The organism is Sphingomonas oligophenolica (genome assembly GCF_039522915.1).
Lineage (GTDB): Bacteria > Pseudomonadota > Alphaproteobacteria > Sphingomonadales > Sphingomonadaceae > Sphingomonas > Sphingomonas oligophenolica.
This window is the reverse complement of sequence record NZ_BAAAEH010000002.1, coordinates 36,226-53,617: the sequence shown is the minus strand read 5'-3', so window position 1 is coordinate 53,617 and position 17,392 is coordinate 36,226. Positions and strand designations below refer to the sequence as shown.

Sequence of the window (17,392 nt, the reverse complement as noted above, 5' to 3'; positions counted from 1 at the left end):
GCGCCCTCATGGTCCGCAGGCCCCGCGTTTCGACCGCCATCGAGGAACCTGATGCTCACCGCCTCGCCGCTGATACCTATGCTCAGGAAGCTCGAATATTGGGCAACCTTGGCTGAGGCCGACCGCGAGGCGTTGCTCACATTGCCCTACATATTGAAGACCATCGAGCCCAAGGGCATGATCGTGCGGGAAGGCGACCAGACGACGCATGCGTGCGTCATCCGCTCCGGCTTCGTTTATCGGCACAAGGTCGTGGCGAACGGCGCGAGACAGATCGTCTCGCTCCACATGTCCGGCGATCTCGTCGACCTTCAGAACGCGCTACTGCACACGGCCGATCATTACGTCCAGGCCTTGACCCGCTCGGAACTCGCAATGGTGCCACGCGCGGCGATACGACGGATCGCGGCTGACCGCCCCGCTATCGGTGAGGCGATGTGGCATGACACCCTGGTGGACGGTTCGATCTTCCGGGAATGGATTGCGAATGTCGGGCGCCGCGACGCGCGCACGCGGCTCGCACATCTCCTGTGCGAGTTCGCCTTGCGGCTCGCCGCAGCCGGGATCGGCGAGGAGAACGGTTACGAGTTGCCGATGACGCAGGAGCAACTTGGTGATTGCACCGGCCTGACGCCCGTTCATGTCAACCGCATGCTGAAGTCTCTGAGCGACGACGGGCTGATCCACCGATCGAAGCGGGCCGTGGCGATTGCGGATTGGCAGGGCTTGCTCATCGCCGGCGATTTTCAAAGCGGCTACCTGCACCTCCCGGATGAGAAGGTGGCGATGATGCGGTGAACGCCTTGCGCGCATCTCCACCGCCATTGTTTCAATCTCGCGCGCATCGGCTCCATCGCAAGGTGACACGAGGTCGACACCAGTGCGGCAGCCTCGCTCCGTGTTTCCGGCAGCCGATTGCGGGAGGCTTGCCTTTGGCCAAGTCGATGATCGGGCGGGATCCGACATCCTCGCAACGGAAACCCGGCGAGCGGAAAACCTGCTTCGAAAGCCGGATCAGTCGTGGTCATCACGTATTACCAAGGCATGGCTGCCGGCATAGGTCGAAGCACCAGGGGCGAAAGATGGGCGACACACGACATGCCGATTTTGGGAAAACTTGGATTGAACCGGCCGGAAGATGCCCCCGCCAATCCGTCCGCGATGAAGGCGTCGCAAAAGCCGCCTGAAAAGCGGCGCATGCCCGGGTGGTTCTGGATTGCGTTCGTCATCGGGTGGCTAGGACTCCAGCTGTTGTTCAGCGGCGTGGCGACGGCGCCCCTCGCCTATAGCGACTTCCTGGCGCGCCTCCGCGCCGGCCAAGTGCAGGAGATCAAGGTGTCGGCGACGGCGATCAGCGGCACGCTCAAGACGCCGGACAAGGATGGTCGAACGCAGTTCGTGACCGACCGCGTCGATCCGCAGATCGCCAGCCAGCTCGATCAATATCATGTCCGCTTCAGCGGTGACCCCGGCAGCGGGTGGCTCGGCACGATCGCCTCCTGGGTTGCCCCGGTTCTCGTATGGCTCGGTGTCTGGTGGTTCATGCTGCGCGGACTGGGGACGCAGGGCACCACCGGGTTGCTCTCCATAGGGAAGAGCCGGGTGAAGCTCTATGTCGAAACCGACACCGGTGTGAAGTTCGACGATGTGGCTGGTGTCGAGGAGGCAAAGGCGGAGCTCCGCGAGGTCGTCGCGTTCCTCAAGGACCCGGTCAGCTACGGGCGGCTTGGAGCCCATATGCCCAAGGGCGTGCTGCTGGTCGGCCCGCCGGGCACCGGCAAGACACTCCTCGCCAAGGCGGTCGCCGGCGAGGCGGGGGTGCCCTTCTTCTCGATCTCCGGCTCGGAATTTGTCGAGATGTTCGTCGGCGTCGGTGCCGCCCGGGTGCGTGACCTGTTCGAACAGGCACGCCAGCATGCGCCGTGCATCATCTTCATCGACGAGCTTGACGCGCTCGGCTCGGCCCGCGGGCTTTCCATCACTGGCGGGCATGACGAAAAGGAACAGACGCTCGATCAGTTGCTCGCCGAAATGGACGGGTTCGACACGCGCAGCGGGGTCGTCATTCTTGCGGCGACCAACCGCCCAGAGATCCTCGACCCGGCATTGCTGCGCGCCGGCCGTTTCGATCGGCACGTCCAGGTGGACAGGCCGGATCGCAACGGGCGCACGGCGATCCTGAAGGTGCATCTGCGAGCGATCACCTGCGCCGCAGATGTTGACCCCGACAAGGTCGCGGCGCTGACGCCGGGCTTTACTGGTGCCGATCTCGCCAACCTGGTCAACGAGGCCGCGCTCCATGCCACACGCCGCAATGCCGACATGGTTTCGATGGCGGACTTCACGGCCGGCATCGAGCGGATCGTCGCGGGGCTCGAGCAACACAGTCGATTGATGAACCCGAAGGAGCGCCGTGCGGTCGCGTGGCATGAGATGGGCCACGCACTGGTCGCGGCGACGCTGCCGGGCGCCGACCCGGTGCACAAGGTTTCGATCATCCCGCACGGCATGGGCGCGCTCGGCTACACGATGCAGCGGCCGGTCGAGGACAGGTTCCTGCTCGGGCGGGAGGAACTGCGCGACCGCCTGGCGGTGTTGCTGGGCGGGCGGGCAGCGGAACTCGCGGCCGGGGGAGATATCTCGACCGGCGCCGCGGACGATCTCGCCAAGGCGACCGACATGGCACGTAACATGGTGCTGCGGTACGGCATGTCGGAGAAGCTGGGGCAGGTCGTGTATGAAGACGAAACACGGCCCTTTCTCGACGAGGGGAATCAGCCGCGGCGCGCGAACACGCGCGACTTTAGCGAGGCGACGGCGGCCCTGATTGACGATGAAGTGCGCTCCCTGGTCGAAGCAGCTTTCCAAAGGGCGCGAACCATTCTCGGCGAGCGCCGGGCGATTCTGGAGCGAGGCGCCCAATTGCTGATCGAGCACGAGACGCTCGACGAGGCGGATCTGAAGCGCCTGCTCGAAGACACCGTCCCTGCCGGATCATCGGCGGGATGACCTCCGATCGGCGCGAGTCCTGCCTGAGAGGCCCGCGGCCTCGGCCGGCATGTTTTCGCACAGCACCTTCACCAGGATCGAGAACCAGCCTGATTGTCCGAATCATTTTCCCTGCCCGCTGGCGCAGGCGACGATACGGGTGCGGCGCCCTGAATGGCGTACAGGGCGTCCTGGCCTGATGGTGCCCCGGTGCCCGATCGGCCCAAGCCTATCTGTCCCTACCCCCCACCTCGAAGCTGATCGAGTTCTGGATCTCGACCGTCGCCGGCCCCAGCGACATTGGGCAGCGGACTCCAGGCATGGCGGCGACATCGAACAGCTCAGTGATATGGCCCTCCAGCCGTATCCATTCGACGATATCACCCGAGGCGAGATTAACGACGAGGATGCCGCACCACGACTCGGCGTCACGGGCCTTCATCTCGCCGTCCAGCAACAGACCGTTGAAGGCACCGTTGCGCGGCTTCGACACCGTGACGATGGCATGGCCATCATGGATCGAGAGCCCGCGCAGGAAGCCGGGACAGAAGGCGATATCTGTCTTGGCGCCGCTCATCGGATCGATGCTGATGATCCGCCCGCGGCCGCTGTCGAGCGCATACAATGTGCCTCCGACCACACGCGGCGAATGTGGCATCGAAAGCTGGTCAGTGACGATGCGGTTGGTCTCGACCTCGATCAGCACCCCTCCTTCGTGGCGGCGCTCCCGCCAGCCGGCGATGACGTCGGAGCGGCTGACGGCAGTCACGAAGCGCGGCTTGCCCTTGTCCATCGCCAGACCGTTCAGATGACAGCGATCCTCCGGCGCGAGCTTCGAGATGAAGGGTGGTTTCCAGACGAGCCTGAAGCTGTGCGTCAGGTCGAGTGTGCTCAGGCAGCTATATTTGGTGTTGACGAAGACCACCCTGCCCTCGTCGTCGATCCCGACTTCATGAATATCGACATCCCCGGTGGTCTGGGCGTTGCGGGGCACCAGCACTGCGTCGAACGCCTGGTTGGCGAGCTCACCCGGCCGCAGCATGTTCTCGAGACGCCAGAGCTGGAAGAGCGAGCCGAGGTAAAGCCGCCCCGGCATCCAGCACAACCCCATCGCCCGCTGGAAATTCTGCTGGTTGAACGAGACGGTACCATTTGGATGCGAACCGACCAGGAAGAGCTGCCCGGTCTGGTACGAGGTAAAGGCAAGGCTGGTATCGTGACTGCGCAGCCAGGCGTTGAAGCCACGCGACACGGTAATGCTGGTGGTGCCCGGCGTTGCGGCAATGGGTTCCTGCCCGGGCGCGAAGGCCTGGCCGGTCGTTGGGTGTCCAGTCGGATAGGCGCTCGCGCCTGTGGAGCTTTGCTCGGTCATCATATCTCGCATTTCGATCGATGCGGGGAAGGCGGCAGCGCCTCCCCCGCCCCACATGGTCAGAGTTTGAAGGAAAGGCCGACGCGACCGCCACCGCCGCTCGCCCCGCCGCCGAAGTCGGTTTCGCCCTCGAAAAAGCCGGACACGCGGCCTGCCGTGAACAGGTTCACGCCGAGCGCGGCATGGCCATAATCGCTCGGCCGCATGCCGGAAACGTGCTGGCCGGTGCCGCCGGACAGGAAATCGAGGCCAGCCTCGCCCTTGAACTCATGTACATAATTGGCCCGCAGATAGAACACCGCCTTGCCGCCACCAGCCATGTCGAGCGCGCCGCCGATCCGTCCGCCGAGCTTCCCGCGCAGGCCGTTACGGCTGTCGAAGTCGATCGTCTGACCAAGCGCGTGGAGATCGCTGATTGCGGTCGCGACATAAGAGAGCGAAACGGTCGGCTCGACATAGAATCGGTCGGTGCCCAGGCGTGCGCCGGCCTGGAGCGCAGCGCCATAGCTGTCGCCGCTCAGCCGGTCCCTGTACCCGAGCGTCGCGTTGCGCGCTCTGATCCAGTCATGCCCGTATTGGCCGAGCAGGTTGGCGAAGAACGGTCCAGCCAGGAAGCTCGCATAGGCGCCGAGTTCAACCGAGTCCGACTGAGTCCGGTCAGCGCTGTCCCGCCCGTTGAGGTGGGACGAGAGGTAGCTGCCGGTCACGCCAAACAGCAGCCCGCCTGTTTCCGTCGTTTTGCCGGCGAGATCGAGCCCGACCTGGCCGCCATAATAATCCTGGCGGTAGCCGGTTGCGATGCTGGTCCCGTCGAGCGATCGCGTCCCGTCCTGATTGGTGACTCCGGCATAGATCTGGCCCCAGAGTCGCTGGCCGAAGCCGTCGCCATCCACGAGACGCGCATCGCGCTTCTCGCTGATATGCGCATCCCACGCATCCTCGGCACGGAGCCAGGTTGCCTGTGCCGCACGGGGGATGTTGAGCGTGCGGTACACCGGCGCGCCCGCCGCGGCGGTCAAGCCGTACGCACCGGCCACGGCGTCATAGCGTATGCCATAATGCAGCAGGCCGATATCGGGATTGGTGATGGAGAAGGCATCCGCAGCACTGCCCGTGCCGCCCTTCACCACCGTGACCGGTGACGCGAACAGATGCAGGTCGTTCTCGGCGATATTGAGGATGATGCCGGTGTGGCCGGTCGCGGCCCCTGCCACCTCGAGCCGGTCGGCCGTTGCGCCGTCGAGGTCGACCGCCAGCGATGAACTGCCCGAGCCGACAAAGCTGCCCGACAATTTCAATACGTCGCCGGCCATGCCGTTGCGGAAGTCGATCAGGCCGCTCTGGTTCGTGAACGTGGCGAGATTGGCGAAGGCGATTGTTCCCGCCTTGACTCCCGGCGCAACGAATAGCGTCCCGCTATTGACGAAACTGTCGCCGCCCCCACCGAAATCGCTGTCCTTCGTCGCGACGAACACGCCGCTGTTGTTGAGCACATCGGCACCCGCGCCCAGTTTGACGGCGCCAAGTATCCTGCCGCTGTTGTTGACGGTGATCCGGCTGCTGGCATGGCCGTAATAGTCGAGCCCGGCGGTCGCTTCGATCGCGAAGCCGTCGCCGGCGGTCGCGATGGTACCGGCATTGTTGATCGTGCCCGTCGCGCCGTAGAGATCGATCAGGATCCCGTCGCCGGAGCCGCCATAGACCGGATCGCGATGGCCTCCCCCGATCACGCTCGCGCCCTTGCCGATCGTGATGACGCTGTCGCCGAAGAAGGTTGAAGCGAGAATCGCGGTATCGCCGCTTGAGACCGCCGAGCCGGTGACCGTGATGGCCTGGCTGTACGCTCCAAGGGTGCGGGCGTAGATCGCGACACCGCCACTATGGATATTGCCCGCCTTGATGGCGAGATCGCCGAATGTCACCGAGGCGATACCCGCCGAACTGGTGCCCGTGGTCGTGATGCTATCGACATCGACGCTGGTGCTGCCCCCGAACGCATAATTGACCGCAACCACGCCATTGCTGTGCGCACCAGTGGTCGAGATCGTGTTCGCCACGACCCTCACCGTCGGGAGGGCGGTATCCGCCAGGGCCCCTGTCCTGTCGTTTCGTCCGGTGCGGTCGCGCCCGGCGATGATGCCGGCCGAGTAAGCGCCCGTCGTGCTGATCGAGGTGATGTCGACGCCGTCAGCGAAGGAGATCGCGCGGATTCCCTCGGCAAAGCTTCCGCTGGTGCTGATCGCGCCGCTGTTGGTGATCGTCGAATGGCCGGTGCTACTGATCGCATAGAGCCCGCGCGCGAACCGGCCCTCAGTCTTGACCGATCCGCTATTGTTGATCGTCAGGTCCGCCGAACCAAAGGCAAGCACGCCATAACTGTTCGCACCCGTCGTGTTGATGGCGCCGGTGGTGGTGATGTCGACGGTTCCAAAGGAACTGAACGCCCGGACGCCCGAGGAGAAATCGCCCCTGGTCGAGACATCTCCCGCGGTTACGGTCGCCGCCCCGCCGATCGCGGCGGCGTAAATGCCGGTTGCGAGGTCGCCTGCGGTTGAAACCGGGCCATTCGCCGCAATCGTCACGTTCGGCCCCACGGCATAGATGCCGCTCGCCGCGTCGCCGAGCGTCGAGACCGGGCCTGCCTTGATGTTCACCGTCTGACTGCCGCCATTCTGATAGCCGGTGTCGATTGCATAGATACCGGTCGATTTGGCACCGACCGTCGAGACGCTGCCGACATCGATCGTGATGTTGCCCGGCTCCTGCCCGGTGTTGAAGGACGCCGACGCGACCGCGGTGACGCCTTCCGCCCAATAGCCGGTGCTGATGATGTTGCCGGCGGTGATATCGACATTGCCATGGCCGATCGCCCTGATCCCCTGGCCGAGCTGCGTGCCGGCGTCCTCGGTGCCCGAATGCGTCGTGACGTTGCCGACATTGATCGTGACATTGTCGCCGGCGAGCGCGACGATGCCGGCCCCGTTGGTGACAATCGTACCGGCGGTCACGGTCGCATCGCCGTGATCGCCATAGCCGGCGCGTACGTCGATGCCGGTGCCGACGCCGCCGGTGACGGTGCCGGCGTCGACGGTGACGCTCCCGCTATAGCTGGCGGCACGGATACCGTGCCCGAGGAAACCGCTGGTATCGACGCTGCCGGCCTTGATCGACACGTCGCCCGAGGCGGTGAGCGCGTAAATGGCGTAGCTGTGGTCACCCTTGGTGGCGACCGAGCCGACGTCGATCGTGACCGGACCGTTGCCATAGGCATGGATACCGTCCGCCCCGGCGCCGATGGTCGTCACGCTCCCTGCGGTGATGCTGGTGCTCTGCGTCGCGGCGGTATCGATGGCGTTGGCGCCGTCGCCGCTCGTCGCGACGGTACCGACATTGATCGTGACGTTACCGCCATAGACATTGCCGTCGGCGTCGACGCCGTTCCCTGCCGCAACCGCAATGCCGGCGGCATGGGTGCCCGATGTTGTGATCGTCTGCCCGGTCACATCGACATCGCCGCCCTGAGCGCCGGCGAGGATGCCGCTCGCGTCGGTACCCCTGGTCGTGACTGAGCCGACATCTATGGCGATCTTGTGGCCGGTGCCGTCATAGCTGCCCACCTGGACGTTCAGGCCGTTGGCATCGTCGCCGAGCGTGGCGAGATCCCCGACACGGATGGTGGCGTCGCCATTGGCGATATAGGCGTTGATGCCGTTGCTCCCCGCGCCGCCGGTCGTAATCGCGCCGCTGTCGATCGACAGGTTGCCACCCTGCAGGATTGCAAGAATGCCCGCCGAATGAACCCCGGTGGTCGTGATTCCGTCATGCACGGTGAAGCTCTGGTTCGAGGAGAAACCGTTGGTGATGATGCCCGAGCTGTGGTCACCCGCCGTCGCGATCGACTGGATGTCAGCCGTGACGTTGCCATAATTGTCGCTGAGCGCGATGCCGCTTGCGTCGCGGCCAAGCGCGACCGCGCCCTTCGTCACGACGTTGCCGGCGGTCAGGTTGATGTCGCCCTCGTTGGTGGTGATGATGATCCCGCGCGCACGCTGGCCCTCGATCGTTGCGTCGCCGACATTGGCGTTCACGGTGCCGCCCGTCAGCACGACAAGCCCGGCGCCGAGATCACCCCTGGTCGTGATCGAGCCTGCATCGACCGTCACGACATGGCTGGCGCCCTGATAGGCGTTTGAGCCGCCGACATAGATGCCGGCCGATCCGGCACCGTCGGTGCTGATCGAGCCCACCTTGATCGTGGTCGCGCCATATTGGCTGTAGTTCACCGCGTTGATCGCGTTCGAATGGTCGCCATGCGTCGCGACCGAATCGGCGGTCACGTCGATAGCGCCATAGACGCTGGTTGCCGCGATACCCGCGGCGCTGCCGCCTTTCGTCTCGACGGTGCCGGCCTTGACCGAGATATCGCCGAGCCCGCCTGCATAGATGCCCCAGGATGCATCGCCGCTGGTCGCGACGTGGTCGACGGTGACGCTGGTCTTGCCGGTCGCGTAGTTGATCGCATCGATGCCGTCCGATGCCTTGCCGCTGGTCGTCACCGTGCCGGCGGTGACGGTGATGTCGCGATCGGCCTGGCCATTGTCATGGACGCGGTTCGAGATCGCGTAGATCCCTGCAGAATAGTCGCCCTTGGTGCTGACCGTTCCGGCCCGCACCGTCACCGCGGCGCCGACCGCCATGATGCCGCCGGCATCGCTGTCGTGACCCGTACCGGCGCCGCTGGTGGTGACGGTATCGGCAATCACGGTGGTGGTGCCGCCCGAATAAGCCACGATTCCGCGCCCCGCATCGCCGCTGGTGGCGACGGTGCCGGCCTTGACGGTCGCGTCGTGCTCATAGCTCCAGGCGTTGATGCCGTCGGAGCCATAGCCGCTTGTCCTGACGCTGCCCGCGTCGATGCTGATCGCGCCGTGATAGGCGGCGGCATTGATGCCCGTCGAGGCGAGCCCGCTGGTTGAAACGCTGTCGGCGGTGATGGTGATCCCACCGGTTGCGCCGCCGAGATTGGTGTTGGCGTAGATGCCGTCGGCACGGTAGCCGCTGGTCGCGACGGCCCCGGCCTTGATCGTCATGTCGCCATAGCCGATGGCGTGGACCCCGTCGGCGCGTGAACCCGAGGTCGTGATGTGATCTGCGGTAATGGCCGTTGTACCGGTCGCAAAGGTGTCCGCGCCATGCGCATAATCATCCGTTGTGGTGACCGTGCCGGCGTCGACGGTGACGTCGGTCCCGGACACCAGGCTGGCGCGCGCCGCGGCGGGAACCAGCGTCGGATCGAGCAGGGGCACCGCGGCAGCGCTCGTGCGCTGGGTTGCGACGCCCGTCACGGTAATGCCGGCTGCGGCATTGCCGCGCGCGCGTCGCACCGGACCGGTGTCGCGCCGAACGGTCAGGTCGAGTGGCAAAATGGGTGCGTGCGCACCACTGCGGGTCCCCTGCGGCGGCAGCGCAATCGCGCTGAGCGTCAGCAGCGGCGCCGGGGCTGCCCGGGCGGGAGCGGCACCGACCAGCAGCGCGGCGGCGGTCGTCGTCAGGCATGTTCCGAAGCGAAGCCGTTGCAACGATCGACCTGAACCCGAACCCTGGCCGATGGCGAACCCATTTTTCCACATGAAGCTGATCCCCGTTTGCTTGGAGGGCTGCATCGCGTTCGGACACGCCCCTTCTGGCCCTTCGACGCCGGGCTGCGCGGAAAACCGTAAAACGGTCGATCAGAATGTGTGGCGGAACCCCAGGCGGATGCTGCGCGGGCGGAGCGGCGTCATCTGGTGGTCGTCATAGCTGAAGGTGGGCGTGCCAAATGCGAAGCTGTTGGCAGCTGAATCGAACAGATTGTCGACGTCGATCGAAATGGTGCTGCTGCTGACACTGAAATCGACGCCCCCGGACGCAAGCCAGTACCCGCCCTGCCCCAGCATCGAGGTTATACTATCGCTGCCCAGGACTGAGCGGCCTACATGGTTGAGCGATGCCCCTGCCGAGATCCGATGTCGGTCATCAATTGCACGGCTATAGGCAACCGAGGCCGCGAGCGTGTCGCGCGCGACGTTCGGAAGCGAGGTGCGGATCACTTGATCGAGCGTGGCGTCACGGCCTGTCACCGTTCCGCCCGCAAGCGTGGCGGCCAACTTGACCTCCCACGCATCATCGGGCTTCCAACGCATGCTTGCACTCAGGGAGCGGACTTCGCCGTCGCCAATATTCCGGGTCTCGGGCAGGCCGTTCGCCGAGAGGATATCCGCCTGGATGTTTCGCCACCGGCTGATCGCGCCCGAAAATTGGGCCGACAGGCGCGCACGGCCATGCGCCGCCAGCCGAAGCCCGACCTCGAGGCTGTCGATCCGATCGGCGTCATACTCCTCGATGATCCCGCTCGCGGTCTGCCCACCCGGGCGATAGCCTTCGCTGAAGCGTCCAAAGGCGAGCCATGCCGGGGTCGGCGACCAGCCCAGCGCGAGTGAGGGTACCGCGAAAAATTCATGCCGGACGCCACTGAAATGCGGCTCGCTCCCTCCGGGAATCTTGGCAGCGTCACCGCTTTTTTCTTCTGCGCCGCTTGCGAGGCCGACAAGCCGAACCGAGGTCAGGCGACCGCCCGCCGTCAGCGAGAGGCGGCTGCCGAGATGGGCGGTCAATTCACCGAAAAGGGCGATTTCGGTAAGCCCATTATGCGCTCGCCCGAGCGAGCGTTCGAACCCGTCGAGCAGGCTGGTTCGGATCTGTTCGGTCCGGCTGTCGAGCACGGACAGTCCGGCTGTCCAGCCGAGCACCGCGCCCTTGCGGCTCGACAGACGCGCCTCCTCCGATACGAGCCGGATCGCGTCGCTCTGGTGATAAAGGGCGGCCGCGTTGCCGTCATTCGGCAGGAAGGACTGGCGCAGATTCTGGTCGACGATGTCGGTGGTCGAGGTCAGGTCGACGCCGCCAATCCGTCCCGAGACGGTAAGATAGCCGGTGCGGAAAAAATCGGACGATGGCTCTGCCGCGATGCTCGACCGCGTCAGCGGCGGCAGGCCGCGCTCGGCATATTGAGCGTCGCGATTGCGAATGTCCTGGACGATGGCGCCGAGGTCGATCAGCCAATCTGCCTCGAGCGGCACCCGCAGAGCGACGCGTCCACCGAGAGTATCGGACCGGTTGACGTCGGTGCGGCCCCTGCCCGCATCGTCGATATAGCCGCCGTCACGCGCGACATAGCCGACCAGTCGCATCGCCGCGGCTCCGCCGAACAGCGGCAGGTTGACGACCCCGCCCGCATCGCCGCCCGCAGTGCCGTGCGCGATCACCGTACCGCCGAGCCAGACATCGCCCGATCGCGTCGTAGCATCCGGCGGCCGCGGTGCGATGCGGATCAGACCAGCTATCGACCCTGCGCCATAAAGCGTACCCTGCGGGCCTTCGAGGATTTCGACGCGATCCACATCGTACAGGCGCAGATTGGGGTCTGGCGCATTGTAGGTCAGCCTGACGTCGTTGACATAGAGACCGACCAGCGCAGCGCTCGATCCATTGAAACTGCTGTCGGCGATACCGCGCAGGAACAGCTTGTCGCGACCTGGTCCGAGATGGGTCGACTGGACGCCCGGTGCGAGGCGCGCGATCGCGCTGGTATCCGGCGTGCCGCCAAAGCGGGTGAGCGCCGGTCCCTCGATCACCGTGATGCTGGCGGGATAGGCCGAGAGCAGAACGACATGCTTGCTGGCGGTCACGACAATATCGGCGGGTATCGGAACGGAAGGTGGCGGCCGTGAGCGTCGGCCGGTCTGCACCGCTCGCCGCGCCACAATCCGCCAGCTTGTCGGGGTAACCCTTATCGCTTGCGCCGGCGTCTTTTCGAAAAGGCGCGTCAGCACCTCGTCCACGGATGCGTCCAGGTGAAGCGAGGGGCCTCGCGCGGCGAGTAGCGCCGGTGTCGTTGCTATGATCGTGACCCCTGCCTGGGCGGAAATCCGCGCGACGCTCGTCGCCAGAGGCGCGGCCGGCAGATCGAAGCGATAGCGCGGCGCGGCATCGGCCGCGGTTGCACTCAGAAACGCCGCGCCACAGCTGATGACAACGCCGCTAGTCAGGCTTCGCACGAACGCGGCCACTCCAGATCCAGCCGTCAGCGCGACGGTCGACCGATATTCCCAATAGCGGCCCGAGTCCCTCCAACGCCCCGTCTTTATCCGCGCCAAGGACAATGCTGCCCGATACCCGGCGGCCGGCGACATCCTGCGTCACGACGATATGGGCGCCGCTCGCGCGGTGAAGCCGCGACGCCAGTTGCGCAAGCGGGAGATCGACGAAATCGATCTGCCCGTTCCGCCAGCCGCCGATGTTCCGAATGTCCTGCTCGGCTCGCCCGATGGTGCCGCCGTTCTCGCCTACCGTCACGGTCTGGCCAGCGGTCACGGTAACCGAGCCTGCCACCGTCGTAACCCGCACCGCGCCTTGCGCCACGCCAAGGTGCATGACCTCTCCGTCGCGCTCGATATCGAATCGTGTTCCGATGTCCTCCACGAGCGCGTTGCCGGCATGGAGTTCGAAGGGTCGATGGGGATCATGCTCGACCGTGAACATTGCCTCTCCGCGGTCGATCCGGGCGAAGCGGGGATTTTTTCTGTCGAGGGTGACGCTGGTGTCTCCGTTCAGGTCCACCCGCACAGCACCCGCCAGAACGATGGAATGGCGCCCGCCGGGCTCCGTCGATACGGTGTAGAGCGCCTGCGCTGACTCACTTCGATACAGGAGAGATCCGCCGATCGCTGCGACCACGCTGGCGGCCAGTGCAAGCGGCAGCCAGCGCCGAGGCAGCCGCGCCGCCGCCGGGAATGCCGTAACGACGGGCGGAAGCACGGTCGAGGTGACCTCCTGCCGCATCGCGCGCGCGGCGTCGTCCGCGCCGATCGTCGCCTGGTCGTATAGCACGGCATGATGCGGATCGGCGGCGAGCCAGTCCGCAAGCGCTTCCCAATCGTCGAACGCAGCGTCCTGAGCGCGGATCGCCCAATCGACCGCCTCGTACCTCGCCGTCGCCTTGGCGCCGCTCATCGCTCTCTCCTCGTCCGTTTGACGCCGGGCCGTGGATCATTCCTCATCGAAACGCTCGCGAAGCGACAGGAGCGCGTCATAGACTCTGCGCAAATCCTTCTCCACCGTACTGACGCTGACGCCGAGTTCCTGCGCGATCCCCCGCTGATCCATTCCGTCGATGCGATAATGCCGGAAAATCCGCGCCGCCCTGTCTCCGACACTTTTCAGCACGGCATCGGCCGCGTCGAGCCTTTCGCGCGCGATCAGCGTGCGCTCGGCGATCGGTTGCACCACCGTCTCGCTGAGCTGTTCATGGATATAGCCCCAATCGCTATCGCGGGTTCGGCCGCGCGCGGCACCACGCCGTCCGTCCAGCACGAGCCGGTCGGCCATTCGATAGAGATAAGCGAGCGGACGGTCGATCGGCGTATCCACCGCCTGTGCCTTGAGCCACAATTCGTGGAGAATGTCCTCGACGCCGTCTTCGCCGCATCGAAGACGAAGAAACCGGGCGAGTTGGGCCCGGTGCGCCATGAACGCGGCAATGAGATCGCTTTCTCTCACATCGAAGCTCGCGTTCTCCACCGCTCGAAAGTTCCCCAATCGCAAGCGAGGGAGCGCGTCTACGCGGGTAAGGCCGAATCTGACAAGTTGGTTGGGGTCGCGACGAGTCGCAAATTCACTCCATTATAATCCGTGCGTTACGCCCTGCCGTGTCATCGTGCGAAGACGGCTTGGGTCGGTGAAACGGAGCGATATTCGTAGCGCCTCGATTTCGCGCCACTTTTTGTGAGGAGGAAGAAAAGCCCTCCGGAATCCGCAAGCGCGAAGTTTTTCTCGCCCGCTTTGGCGCTTTTCGCTTCTGCAACGGTCAGAGTCACCGATACCCCCAAATCGGAGTCCGATGTCATCAGGGATATCTCAGCTTCGCTGAGAACTGGTGATTTCCCTTGAGAAGACATGGTCGAACAGAGCCCAGTATACCTTTGTTATAAAAGGGCATTCTGGTACCATATGAAGAGATGAAAGGTAGCTGTGGTGGGCCCGGCACCTACTCAAATGAAGAATTATGTATTGAAAAACGAAAGGAAATTTCCTCCGTTTTTCGGCGATACCCCCAACGATACCCCCAAGTTCTTGGGGCGTTGGCGGCGATTTTTCCCTACCGAATTCGCAACCTAATTGCCACCTTCTCACTCCTCTTTTTTCGGGAGTAGCGGCTCGCTTGGCACGCCGGATACTGTCAACGCCACTTTCGCAAAGAAGGCGAACGACCCAGAAAACGACGTTGAGAGCGTTGAGGCGGGTACACGGAACTGGACGACCATTCATGTTCGAATGCACGAAGCGGATCCGATCCCGTCGTGGTCGCTCCTTCAGCCCGACGAGTATTCTGGTCACGCAACCCAAGCTGCTGCCAACATTCGAGTGCCTCGATCTCGCTTTGCGGGGGTGGTAGCGATGATCCACTGAGCGATCGAGCGCCGTCATCACCTGTTCACCTCGGTGGGCCGATGAGAACCGCCCATTGGAGATGAAATATGCCGATCCTCGCAATACTGCTGCTCGCGGAGCCTTCCCCGCCACTGCCGCCCTGTCGGGTGGATCAGCTTCGCGTGTCGCTCGACGGCCGCGATGGAGACTTTAACGGGATGTCGCATTCGGGAACCGAGTTCTCGATCCGCAATATCGGTAAAGATTGCATGGTGGCGGCGTTGCCAAAAGTGCAGCTCCGCGATGCGAACAACCGCATACTACCGGCCCTGCGGCAGGTGCCCCGCGAGATGCATCCCGGCCCGGTCATGATGCCGGTACGGCTCGCCGCCGGCCACCGCGCGGCGGCAGAGATTCGCTGGGTTGCCGATCCGGTCTTTCCCCGCAATCAAAGCGTACGCGCTGCCAGGATCAGCGTGAAGATCGGTGCGGGAACGCTCGAAGCACCGTTGGCGGCAACCCTCTACGGCGCGGTCGGGAAGCCCGTCACGTTCGAGCAGACCCCGCTGCGAGCAATGGAGGGCATGGCCGCGGGCTGACCGTGCGCGTAAAAAGCTGAAAATCTGGGGTTAGACCATCGTTGATATTCCGAGCCTTACGCGGGCGCTAACCGCGCCTGAAGAGCGGACGGAGGCTGGGTTTGCACCTTCGCGATTCAGGGCAGGCTGTTCGTATCGTATCTTTGGTCCGGGCACATCGCCGTAGCGATGACCCAATCTCTGCCTCACGCGGAGCAATCTGAGCTTCTTGAGCGGACACTCGTGAATGTCATCGCCTCGCCGACAATAGTGCTTCAAATGTCGGCGTGACAATCCATTGTGGTCGGTTGCGATGCCGACGGGTCAATCATGCAACAACAATGCGACAGGAGGTAGATGGTGGCTACCTGAGGTCCCCTTCGAACGTCATCGCACGAAGCCGGTGCTGCGACGACATGCGTCGCCCGCACCGGGCGACGTTGTCATATCCAACGCCGGTGCGAGAGTGGGTCGCGTGGGCGTCGTTGCTGACTTCGCCATCAGCGCCGGGTTTCGCGAGCGCCTTTCAAGGCAGGACCGGGTATCAATCAGACACAATCCCTTGCCTCGACACCTTGGAAAGAGCAGGTCGGAGCATATCGCAGGAGCAAGTCATGACCGTTAAAATCGTCGCCTTCGTCACCGTCAAGCCCGGCGCGGACGACGCATTCATTGCGGCGGCTCGCATCTGCGTGGCAGCATCGCGTGCCGAATCCGGCGTGCTCCATTATGATCTGTGGCGCGAGACCGACGGTGATCGGCGGTTCGTTTTCAATGAACTCTACACCGATGACGCCGCCGTGCGGGCGCACATGGCGTCCGACCATTTCAAGGCGTTCGGCCTGGCGGCTCGCGACCTCGCAGCCGCCCGGCCCGAAATCATCGCGACGCAGCCCGTCGACGTCGCTGACTGACCGCACGTAAGACGAACAACTAAACCTGCCCTCATTATAGCGGGACCGATCTGACCCAAAATGCGACATCCAGCGGTGCTGTCGCGATCCCCACCTTCAGACATCTGTTCATCTCGGTAAAACGCGCGTGAAGCCGCCGCCGAAGCGGGCGGGAGACGGTAGAAAATGGGACAAAACCGTCGTTCCCGGCTCCTACTGGGATGGCAGTTTTCGATGTGAGCGGACGCTCAGCTTTGCATGGATACATCGTAGATCAACCAAGGGCGGACGGGTCCTGCAAAGCCTTCCGGGATTCAACGTGTCGCGGCGCAAGCGAAGCTGCCAGTCAGCTCTTCCGAATGATCCCAAAGCCGACGTGCAACGTCTTCGCCCAGCGCTTGCGCCGGGACCTTTGCTGCGACCGGATAGCCGCGCGTCTCGCCGAGCGCGTGCGGACCATAATAGCTCCGGGCGTCGCATCGAGCGCCGTCGCTGCATAGAGTGTGGGCAGAGCACCCTGCGCTGCGGGCTGAAACAGGAACCAGAGGAAGCTGCGCGTCAGGCCAGCCGCGCTCCAGCGACCGGGTGCGTTATGCAAAAGGTCGGTGCGCGAGATCCCCGGATGCGCGACGATACTGGTCAGGTTCCAGCCACCGGCGATGCTGCGCCGCTGCAACTCCAAGCCAAACATCAGACAGGCCAGCTTCGACTGACCATAGACCGGCATCGGCACATAGCTCTGCTCGGCATTGAGGTCGTCGAAGTTGATGACACCGCTCCGCGCGGCAACACTCGATAGCGTCACGACCGTCGGCCGATCACCGCGTCGGAGCAGCGGCAGCAGTTCGCCGGTCAGCGCGAAATGACCGAGATAGTTGGTGCCGAACTGCAGCTCGAACCCGTCCTCCGTTTCCTGACGCTGCGGAGGCGCCATGACCCCCGCATTGTTGACAAGGAGATCAAGCGAAGTCCGCGCACTTCGCAAGCGTGCTCCGAACGCTGCCACCGAGGCGAGACTGGCAAGATCGAGCGGAAATCGCCCGTAGCGGAATCGCCATAGACCGGTCGTTTACTCGGGCGATCAGAAAAGTGGT

The 17,392-nt window shown here is 64.3% G+C and carries 11 protein-coding genes; 4 read left to right on the top strand and 7 right to left on the bottom strand.

Features of this window, described 5'->3' with window-relative positions:
* Positions 1–51 precede the first annotated feature (51 nt).
* Together ABD050_RS00500 and ftsH are read left to right on the top strand one after the other, a co-directional pair.
* Positions 52–798 carry a Crp/Fnr family transcriptional regulator gene (locus ABD050_RS00500; protein WP_343887148.1) on the top strand — a complete coding sequence of 249 codons (747 nt, stop codon included), beginning with the start codon at positions 52–54 and terminating at the stop codon, positions 796–798.
* Positions 799–1,122: 324 nt separating this feature from the next.
* A complete protein-coding gene (ftsH, locus tag ABD050_RS00495) occupies positions 1,123–3,009 on the top strand; it encodes an ATP-dependent zinc metalloprotease FtsH (protein WP_343887147.1) in 1,887 nt (628 codons plus the stop codon).
* A gap of 208 nt (positions 3,010–3,217) precedes the next feature.
* Here ftsH and ABD050_RS00490 read toward each other — a convergent pair whose 3' ends face one another.
* The 6 genes from ABD050_RS00490 to ABD050_RS00465 all read right to left on the bottom strand — a co-directional run bounded on the left by ABD050_RS00490 (position 3,218) and on the right by ABD050_RS00465 (position 14,274).
* On the bottom strand, positions 3,218–4,360 hold the full coding sequence (locus ABD050_RS00490) for a TIGR03032 family protein (protein WP_343887146.1): 1,143 nt from the start codon (positions 4,358–4,360) through the stop codon (positions 3,218–3,220).
* 59 nt (positions 4,361–4,419) lie between these two features.
* Positions 4,420–9,939 (bottom strand): hypothetical protein, encoded by a 5,520-nt coding sequence (locus ABD050_RS00485; protein WP_343887145.1) that lies wholly within the window; start codon positions 9,937–9,939, stop codon positions 4,420–4,422.
* A 150-nt stretch (positions 9,940–10,089) separates the two neighbouring features.
* Positions 10,090–12,456 carry a TonB-dependent receptor gene (locus tag ABD050_RS00480; protein ID WP_343887144.1) on the bottom strand — a complete coding sequence of 789 codons (2,367 nt, stop codon included), beginning with the start codon at positions 12,454–12,456 and terminating at the stop codon, positions 10,090–10,092.
* On the bottom strand, positions 12,440–13,411 hold the full coding sequence (locus ABD050_RS00475) for a FecR family protein (protein ID WP_343887143.1): 972 nt from the start codon (positions 13,409–13,411) through the stop codon (positions 12,440–12,442). Before ABD050_RS00475 ends, ABD050_RS00480 begins: the two co-directional genes overlap by 17 nt.
* A gap of 36 nt (positions 13,412–13,447) precedes the next feature.
* Positions 13,448–13,978, bottom strand: coding sequence for an RNA polymerase sigma factor (locus tag ABD050_RS00470; protein ID WP_343887142.1), 531 nt, complete (start codon positions 13,976–13,978; stop codon positions 13,448–13,450).
* A gap of 131 nt (positions 13,979–14,109) precedes the next feature.
* A complete protein-coding gene (locus ABD050_RS00465; protein ID WP_343887141.1) occupies positions 14,110–14,274 on the bottom strand; it encodes a hypothetical protein in 165 nt (54 codons plus the stop codon).
* Positions 14,275–14,934: 660 nt separating this feature from the next.
* On the opposite strand from ABD050_RS00465, the gene ABD050_RS00460 reads away from it, so the two are divergent.
* Both ABD050_RS00460 and ABD050_RS00455 read left to right on the top strand, forming a co-directional pair.
* Positions 14,935–15,426, top strand: coding sequence for a DUF4232 domain-containing protein (locus ABD050_RS00460; RefSeq protein ID WP_343887140.1), 492 nt, complete (start codon positions 14,935–14,937; stop codon positions 15,424–15,426).
* A 593-nt stretch (positions 15,427–16,019) separates the two neighbouring features.
* Positions 16,020–16,319, top strand: coding sequence for a putative quinol monooxygenase (locus ABD050_RS00455; protein WP_343887139.1), 300 nt, complete (start codon positions 16,020–16,022; stop codon positions 16,317–16,319).
* Between the two features lie 325 nt (positions 16,320–16,644).
* On the opposite strand, the gene ABD050_RS00450 is transcribed toward ABD050_RS00455, so the two are convergent.
* A complete protein-coding gene (locus tag ABD050_RS00450; protein WP_343887138.1) occupies positions 16,645–17,304 on the bottom strand; it encodes an SDR family NAD(P)-dependent oxidoreductase in 660 nt (219 codons plus the stop codon).
* Positions 17,305–17,392 lie beyond the last annotated feature (88 nt).